The organism is Halodesulfovibrio sp. (genome assembly GCF_015482765.1).
In the GTDB taxonomy this organism is placed as follows: Bacteria; Desulfobacterota; Desulfovibrionia; order Desulfovibrionales; family Desulfovibrionaceae; genus Halodesulfovibrio.
Map to the genome: position 1 here is coordinate 41,749 of NZ_JADMLB010000069.1, position 8,404 is coordinate 50,152.

Below are 8,404 nucleotides of genomic sequence, written 5' to 3' on the forward strand. Positions count from 1 at the left end.
TTTTGATGGAGGAAAATGCGGTTCAATCTTCTTAAAATCGGGGTTCTCCAGACTTGACCTTGAGGCATAAATGAGGTCAAAGCCACACAAGAACTAAGTGAGGTTTGTGATGAAAGATCAGCTTGGACACTACTACCATCCGGCACCGAATGATAAAAAAACCCGTGTGTATGTTCGTCGTAATGCAGATGATATAGAATTTCGTCTTTGGCGTTCTGACAACGAGCAGGTATGGGACCAGCACGGCTGGGTGCCTTATGAAGCCATTAAGCAGGCAGCAGAAATGTACAAAGAAATGGGGCGCGATGCTGACCCGATGCTTTTTTATGATATCTCTGTTGCAAAAGTATTGCTTAACGAAAATTAGCAACACTGTGCATACGTACAAAGCATATTGTATTTTTTGTGCAATTAACGGCAGTTCCTTTACGAAAGGAACTGCCGTTATTTTTTTGTCGTCTGTCTTGGTTGTAGGTGGTGGTTATATAATGTTACGGGAAATACGACGGGTATTTTGTGATATCTTGAAATTCGGGTGAGTAATTTTTTTCGGGCGCAAAAACATGTTGCGCAGATTGCGTATCAGTTGAATAATCAACGAGTTCTGAGCGTTGATTCTGTCGTCCTCTTTACCTTCGTGTAATGGGGACTTTGTTTAGTTCATGATTTTGCCTTTTTTGTAAAATCGTGTACTGTGACCGATGCAACAAGAGATGAGGTGATCATGTCCCGCCGATGGATTGAAGCCAACAGGGAAGAGTTTGCACGCGATATCCTGCGTGATTTCTGTATGGTATCGAGTATTCTTGAAGAACAGTTTGAGCGTTTTGCAGACTCGGGTGCGGTATCGTTTACCCAGGTTCGGGATCTGCTGGGCAGTACTATGAACAAGGGATTGCTCTGGCGCTTGAAGGATACAGCACATCATTTGCTCAGAACTGATTCACAGGCTCCTGTGGTCGCGAAAGCTTTGGATTGGGCTATCAGTTATGTATTCCATGAATGCATTAAGCTGAAAGAGGATGCCTACCAGCAACAGCACTATGCGCCGATGTTTAAGGCTCTTGAGCAACCCGCCGCTGAAAATGGCATTCAGGATGTTGTTGAACCCTTTTCACAACTTCTTGGAGAAACCCGCGAGAGTATGTCCCGCGAGGTAGCTCGTATCTCTTTCCTGCTTGCACGCTGTAAAACTCTCTTTTGTATTTATTGCGCTCATAATAAGCAGAACTTGTTACTTTCACGTTTACTGTATTCGCGAAATAGACTGGTTCGAAGAGTTTTCGGCGAAGACTATGAAACACTAATCTCATCTATTTACGGAACGGTGCCGGAAGAAATGTATGTTCTGGCAGCAGAAGGGCTTTCGGAAGGAGGACGCCTGGATGAGGCGTTAGAGGCAGCTATAGAAGCAGAGCAGATTAATCCTGCGTGTACCAGAGCTGCTACAGTGCGCCAAAAAATTGAAGAATTGTTAAAGGACTCGTCTCCAAGGAGGGTAAAGAACTGTGACCTTGTTTCATCTAAACCGCGCGACATCGAAGCTTAAACTTGAAAACCTTGAACAAGGTGAGTACTTCCGCGATCTGTTTCCTTACAAACAGATAAGCCGTATCGCGTTTGATGATGTTTTTGTGGCACCGCGCCCTGCGGAGCCAATGTTCATCACCGATACGACATTTCGTGATGGTCAGCAGGCAAGACCCCCGTATACGGTTAAGCAAATTGAAACCATTTTCGACATGCTGCACAGACTTGGTGGCAGAAGCGGACTTATCCGTGCCTCCGAGTTTTTCATGTACTCAGATAAAGACAAGCGCGCCATTGATGCCTGCCGATCAAGGGGCTACAAATATCCGGAAATTACCGGATGGATTCGTGCCCATAAAAATGACTTGAAAATAGCTAAAAGTATGGAGTTTAAAGAAGTAGGCATGCTTACTTCTGTTTCTGACTACCATATCTACCTTAAGCTGGGACTTGATCGAGAGCAGGCAATGCGTAACTACCTTGAGGTAGTAGAACAGGCGTTAGCCTGGGGTATTTCTCCGCGTTGTCATTTTGAAGACATTACCCGTGCAGATATTTATGGTTTCTGCCTGCCGTTTGCTGAAAAACTTATGGATCTCTCTCGTCAGAGCGGGCTGCCTGTTAAAATTCGTATGTGTGACACCATGGGCTACGGGGTTCCGTATGCCGGAGCAACGCTTCCGCGTTCTGTTCCGCGTCTTGTGCGTGCCTTTACGGATGAAGTTGGTGTTCCAAGTGAATGGTTGGAATGGCACGGACATAACGACTTCCATAAAACACTTGTTAACGCTGTAACTGCATGGCTGCATGGTTGTGGCGGTGCAAACGGTACGTTGCTTGGCTTCGGTGAGCGTACTGGTAACTCGCCTATTGAGGCGCTGATTATCGAGTACATTTCTTTGACCGCTCATGATGAAGCTGCAGATACACGTGTAATCAGTGAAATCAGTGAATACTTTGAGCGTGAACTTGAGTACAAAGTGGCTGACAACTATCCGTTTGTCGGTCGCGACTTTAACGCAACAAGTGCCGGTATCCACGTAGATGGACTTGCTAAAAACGAAGAGATTTACAACGTTTTTGATACAAGCCGTCTGCTTAATCGTCCTGTTCCGATCATTATTACGGATAAATCAGGTAGAGCCGGTGTGGCGTACTGGATTAACCAGACCCTTAAACTTACTGGTGACAGCGAAGTTTCCAAGCGCCATCCTGCCGTGGGTAAAGTGTACAACCGCATTATGGAGGCATACGAAAACGGGCGTTCTACATCTGTTTCTAACAAAGAAATGGAACGTCTTGTGCGTCGCTACATGCCGGAAATGTTCCGCACTGATTTTGACAACCTTAAAGAGGTTGCTCATAACCTTGCAGCGCACCTTATCTCAAAATTGTCTGTGGATTGTAATGTTATCCTCGCAAAGGAAAACTACGGATGTCTTACAGATTTTGTGCATGACTATCCGTTTATTCAGTATCTCTACCTTACAGACAGTGAGGGTGGCTTGATTGCCTCTGAGATTACAGATGAGCGATTTAAAGAAAAATATGAAGTGCTTGAAATCGGGTATGACTTCTCATCCCGTGAATGGTTTAAGAAGCCGGTTCAGACCGGAAAACTGCACATTACCAACCTGTACACATCTCACTTCACAGGACAGCTTATTTTGACAGTATCTGCCCCAGTGACTGACGGTGATGATAATATTACCGGTGTAATCGGTGCAGATATTATGCTCGAGCAGCTCTTGCAACGAGAGTGCGAGCTTGAAGAAGAACGCAAACCCGGCGCTCTTTGTTAGATAACGTAAAGACGATAGAAGGACGCATGTTGGCTCTTGCCGCATGCGTTCTTTTAATATTATAGCCAATGAATATTCTATCTGTGATATTTTTTATATTAGGAGTATTCGTTGCGAGTTCTAATTTTTTCCCTTTGTATTGCCTGTCTCATATCCCTTGTCGGGTGTGGAAAAAAGCATATAGCTTCCCCGCAGGGATATTCTACCCATACTAAAGCTAAGCCAAAACCAGCCGGTTCCTACACAGTATGGGGCAAGAAATACAAAACATTGGCTTCCTCCCATGGATTTGTTCAATACGGTAAGGCTTCATGGTACGGTAAAAAGTTCCATGGCAGAAAGACTGCTAATGGTGAACGGTATGATATGTACGGAATGACAGCCGCGCATAAGAATCTGCCGTTTGGCACCGTGTTGCGCGTTACCAATATGACAAACAAACGCTCTGTTATCGTACGTGTTAACGATAGAGGGCCGTTTGTGGAGGGGCGTATTATTGACCTGACTCATTCAGCAGCAAAAAAGCTTGATATGATTGGACCTGGTACTGCGCAGGTTAAAATTGAAGCAATTGGTGGCCCAGGGCAGACTGCTGTTGCTTCTTCAAAAAAAAACAAAAACGGGACATTTTACGTCCAAATTGGTTCGTTCGGGGATAAGTTCAACGCTCAGACCCTTAAGCAGCAAGTTATCCGTGATGGAAGATCTTGCAGGCTTCAGCAGGATGTACGCTCCAGTATCTGGAAAGTGCATGTAGGCCCATACTTTACATATACTGCTGCTGAGCGAGCCAAAAAGTCGCTGAAGAATAAATTTACCGGAGCATTTATTTATGCTGGAAATTAGACACAAAAAAACCCGCGTTAGTGCGGGTTTTTTTGTAAAATCTACAGACACACTGTGCTAAGCAGGGTGTGCCTGACGAACCGGCCTACGAACTAACCGTTCAGCTCAGCGCGGAATTTGCGGGACAGACGGAATACAACAACCTTGCGTGGAGGCAGGGTGATGGTTTCGTCAGTCTGCGGGTTGCGGCCTTTACGAGCTTTTTTGTCGTAAGCTTCAAGTTTGCCGAATCCGCTGATAAGAAGTGCGTGATCTTTTTTGATTGCGCTCTTCATGATATCTAACAAGGATTCAACGAGGTTTTTAACTTCTGCGCGGTTCCTGTCAGTCTTTTCGTAGATGGAATCTACAATATCAGCTTTTGTAAGGGTTTTCCCTTCCATGTTATCCTCCCATTTTCGTGGGGTAACGGCTCTTATATGTGCTGCCGAATGCTGGTGGCTAAATGCTGTGCCTCTTCAATAGAGTCGTATGCTACCTGTTGCCAATGCTTCAGGCCATCATCACTGAAGCGGGGTATCAGATGCCAGTGAGCATGGAATACAAGCTGTCCGGCATCTGGATGGTTGTTCATGAATATATTCAACCCTGTTGCCCCCGTAGTGGCAAGTATAGCTTTGCCAACTATCTTTTGTGCATTGATGATGGCGGGGGCTAAGTCAGCTGGAATATCAAAGATATTACCATAGTGCTGCTTAGGAATAATAAGCGTGTGACCCTTGTTTACCGGACCAATGTCTAGAAAAGCCAGTACGTTGTCGTCTGAGTAAATTTCCGCGCAGGGAATCTCGCCTTTGATAATCTTGCAAAAAATACAATCTTGAGTACTCATAGTGCTGTAATGATTTTTTGTTACATGGTTCTGGTAATCGACTGGATGATTTTATCTTTTCCAGTCATGCGTCGCGCTGTGTATATACTCAATGTCTACGAGCAATCAAGTTTTTTTACGTAATTTTATATGTTTACACTGTTGACCCGCATTTTGTCCGCTATTTATAGGGAAAACGGGCCATAATTGCTGCTTCCTTTGAGTAAATGTAGTGATTGTATAGTTTTTTCATTAAGAAAAAAACAGGAAAAATTAGTATATAAAGGTGGTTACATTGGAATGATCTTCTGTCATCCAGAACCTTCAATAAAAAAGCCTCGAATCCTTCCTGTCTTCATGCCCTTTGCCGGTTGTAAAACCCGATGTGTGTATTGCTCTCAGACGGCTCAAACAGGAACTGCTGAATCACAACTTGAAAATATTTACATATCGTTACAACAACTTCTCGAGAAAGCAGAAGAAGGTTCAGGATATGAAGTTGCATTTTACGGCGGCACCTTTACAGCACTTCCATTCGAGTGGCAAAAACGCTTTGTTGCTTTGGCTGGTGCACATAGGAGCACTGGCAAAGTTACTGCTGTTCGATGCTCAACACGCCCTGATGCGCTTGATGAAAAGCAATTGCTGGTATTGCAAAAATCGGGGTTGCAGACTGTTGAGCTAGGCGTACAGTGTTATAATAACACAGTATTACAGAATAGCAAGCGAGGGTACACTGAAGAGATGATAGTAAGTGCTTGCAATATCGTAAGAAAGGTTGGGTTAAACCTCGGTATTCAGCTGCTTCCCGGTCTTCCGGGGATGGATGAAAAAATATTTCAGAATGATATAGAAAAAACCTGTGCATTGGCTCCTGATATCGTTCGTTTATACCCATGTTTGGTATTCAAGAATACAGTGTTAGCTTCTTGGTATTCACAGGGGAAATACATTCCATGGACGCTGGAGGCGACAGTTAATTCTTTAGGCGCAGGACTGCTAAAGCTTTGGCAGCATGATATTCGTGTAATACGGATAGGTGTAGCGCAGGAAGATGGTTTGACTGAATGCCTACTTGCTGGCCCTTTTCATTCAGCTATGGGGAATATGGTACGCAGTCAGGCATTGCGGTGCTTATTGATAGAAAAAATGCAAAAGCTCAATAAGCCATTTTCAAGGCTATTTTTGCCACAACGGTATCAAGGTGAGCTCTGGGGATATAAAGGGACGCACAAAGAATTCTGGAAGGAGCAGGGGATGCTTCCGGAGAATGTTCTGACGTGGAGTTTTCCTTTTTTCCAAATGGACTAAAACGCCTTTCCCCGTCAGGTGGTATTATCACGCAGATCATGAAATGTGATCTGCGTTTTTTTGTGCAAAAAAAGCCGGAGGGTGAAATACCCTCCGGCTGGAACTACGTTGTTTGCGCGTGGCTATGCGCTGACCACATTACATTAACTAGTAAGAGTACTGGAAGCCGATAGCAGCTTTGAAGATAGCTTCTTCACCGTTAACAGACTTGTAGTCTGGGTTCAGGTAGCCGAGTTCAACGATAGCTGCGAGGTTTTCGTACATCTGCCAGTTAGTATCAAGGTTGAATTCCCATGCTCTATCTTCGTCTGTTGGGAAGGTATTAACAGTACTTGAGCTTGAGTAGTCAGATGTACCCTGCATGTAAGCAACTTTGAAGTCATGTGTTACATTTTCAATGAAAGAGAATTCTGTGAACCCAAGAACAACGCCAAATGTACCGATGCCGGATTCGGTGAATGCGTTATCTGTGGTGTCAAAGAAGCCGCCGTCAGTACCGAGGTTGGTAAGAGCAAGGCCGCCAGCAGAAATGATAGGCATGTAGTTGCCGTCACCAGTTGTGCTATCGTCATCACCGGAAGCGTACCAGAGGTCGAGAGTTGGGGTGAAGTATTCTAATTTGTAGTCACCGTGGAGGAGTACGTAGAAGCCACTCTGGTCACGGCTGCTTGTGCTGTCACCAACTGCCATTTCAGAACCATCAGACCAGCCCCAAACGAAGTCGAAGGCAAGGTTGAGGTTTTCCCAGTAATGGGATTTAGCAGAAAGGCCAACCCACCATACGTCACGATCTTCAGTAGCGGTAATAACGCTGTCAGTTTCAGTCAAAGTAGTGTCAACACCGTCAACAGTTATCTCTGTTACTCGTGTAGAAGTAGCGCTAGAATGGATATCTGCGTTACGGCCGATTGCAGCGTATGCTACGTAAGGAACAACTGTTACTGGTTCAAAGTTGAGACCAGCAATGATGGTGAATACATCATACTTAGAGTTGCTTGTAGGAGTGTTACGTGTTGCGTAGTCTTCTACGTCAACAGCACGTGCCCAAGCAGCAACAACGTTGAAACGTTCTGAGAAAGAGTAGTTAGCAACGATAGCTGCTACGTCATCATCAAGAACAGGGTTGTTGTTAGCAAGGGAAGGAAGTGCGAGACCTTGGAGACCCATGCGGAGAGAAAGTGCAGTGTGAGGAACCTGGTAGTCTAAGTAGAGACGTTTAGTTTCTACGTTGATACCGTCAGTACCAAGGTCGCCACCGCTGTTTTCATCACCCCAAGTGATGGTACCAACTTCAAGGTAGTAAACACCTTTCAGGGATTCGTTAGCAATGATGTCAATTTTGGTACGTAAGCGCTGAATAGCGTTGAAATAAGCACCTTCGCTTGCATTTCTTTGGCTGTCACGTGGGCCAGCATTGTCCAGCCACTGGAATGCCATGTCGAGTGTACCGGAAGCCTTAAATTCAGTAGCGGAGCTTGAAGCTACAGCGCCGAGCACCATAGTACAAGCAAGCATCAGGATAATAATGCGTTTCATGTGTAAAAATCCTTCTTTCTTTAAAACTGCTAAAAGATTGTGGTCAATAATCTTTTGAGATTGTGGTCAATAATCCCAACGCAGGTCTGCAGATGTTGTATCGCAAAATTTAAGAAGTGCACAAGTTTTTTCTCATTATTTTAAGTAATTATAATGCCCCTCTAATGCTTCGAGCCAGAGTTTACGGGGTGTTTGTAGGGTAAAAAAATTTAAACGCAGCTAGATTTGTCCTTTTGAATGTGTAATCAGTCTAAAAAAGAATTTTCCTGCTTAAGTATTCATTATCTAAGTGTTTTCTTCTTGTCGTGAGAAAAAGGTAGAGAAAAAATAAAAAAGAACTTGCAGGCCATTCGTAAATTACGTAGAAGCTCTTTCGCTTGAGAGGAACACCTGTTAGCAAATGCATAGCGTGTTTGTAAAAGAGGTTGACTTGCCAAGCTGGATTCACTATCAAGTGTTTCCTCAAAGTGGGCGGTTAGCTCAGTTGGGAGAGCATCGGCCTTACAAGCCGAGGGTCACAAGTTCGAGCCTTGTACCGCCCACCATTTATGCGGAGCCGTAGTTAAGT

Annotated in this window: 8 protein-coding genes and 1 tRNA gene; 6 read left to right on the top strand and 3 right to left on the bottom strand. The window is 44.5% G+C overall.

Annotated features, from left to right (window positions below; all coding sequences use genetic code 11):
- Window positions 1–109 precede the first annotated feature (109 nt).
- The 4 genes from QZY95_RS13035 (at window position 110) to QZY95_RS13050 (ending at window position 4,178) form a co-directional block, all read left to right on the top strand.
- The gene (locus QZY95_RS13035) at window positions 110–367 is read left to right on the top strand and encodes a hypothetical protein (RefSeq protein ID WP_290924218.1); all 258 of its coding nucleotides are present in this window, start codon (window positions 110–112) and stop codon (window positions 365–367) included.
- Window positions 368–724: 357 nt separating this feature from the next.
- A complete protein-coding gene (locus QZY95_RS13040) occupies window positions 725–1,549 on the top strand; it encodes a hypothetical protein (protein WP_290924220.1) in 825 nt (274 codons plus the stop codon).
- A complete protein-coding gene (locus QZY95_RS13045) occupies window positions 1,509–3,332 on the top strand; it encodes a cache domain-containing protein (RefSeq protein WP_290924222.1) in 1,824 nt (607 codons plus the stop codon). Before QZY95_RS13040 ends, QZY95_RS13045 begins: the two co-directional genes overlap by 41 nt.
- Before the next feature lie 111 nt (window positions 3,333–3,443).
- Window positions 3,444–4,178 carry a septal ring lytic transglycosylase RlpA family protein gene (locus QZY95_RS13050; RefSeq protein ID WP_290924224.1) on the top strand — a complete coding sequence of 245 codons (735 nt, stop codon included), beginning with the start codon at window positions 3,444–3,446 and terminating at the stop codon, window positions 4,176–4,178.
- A 92-nt stretch (window positions 4,179–4,270) separates the two neighbouring features.
- Here the strand turns inward: QZY95_RS13050 and QZY95_RS13055 are convergent, their stop codons facing one another.
- Window positions 4,271–4,561, bottom strand: a complete 291-nt coding sequence (locus QZY95_RS13055; protein ID WP_020000871.1) for an integration host factor subunit alpha — start codon at window positions 4,559–4,561, stop codon at window positions 4,271–4,273.
- Between the two features lie 32 nt (window positions 4,562–4,593).
- Window positions 4,594–5,010 (bottom strand): HIT family protein, encoded by a 417-nt coding sequence (locus QZY95_RS13060; protein WP_290924227.1) that lies wholly within the window; start codon window positions 5,008–5,010, stop codon window positions 4,594–4,596.
- 279 nt (window positions 5,011–5,289) lie between these two features.
- Here QZY95_RS13060 and QZY95_RS13065 point away from each other — a divergent pair, with 279 nt between their 5' ends.
- Window positions 5,290–6,300, top strand: a complete 1,011-nt coding sequence (locus tag QZY95_RS13065; protein WP_290924229.1) for a radical SAM protein — start codon at window positions 5,290–5,292, stop codon at window positions 6,298–6,300.
- A 147-nt stretch (window positions 6,301–6,447) separates the two neighbouring features.
- On the opposite strand, the gene QZY95_RS13070 is transcribed toward QZY95_RS13065, so the two are convergent.
- The gene (locus QZY95_RS13070; RefSeq protein ID WP_290924231.1) at window positions 6,448–7,836 is read right to left on the bottom strand and encodes an outer membrane homotrimeric porin; all 1,389 of its coding nucleotides are present in this window, start codon (window positions 7,834–7,836) and stop codon (window positions 6,448–6,450) included.
- 469 nt (window positions 7,837–8,305) lie between these two features.
- Here QZY95_RS13070 and QZY95_RS13075 point away from each other — a divergent pair.
- Window positions 8,306–8,381 (top strand) — tRNA-Val (locus QZY95_RS13075).
- The last annotated feature ends 23 nt before the right edge of the window (window positions 8,382–8,404 follow it).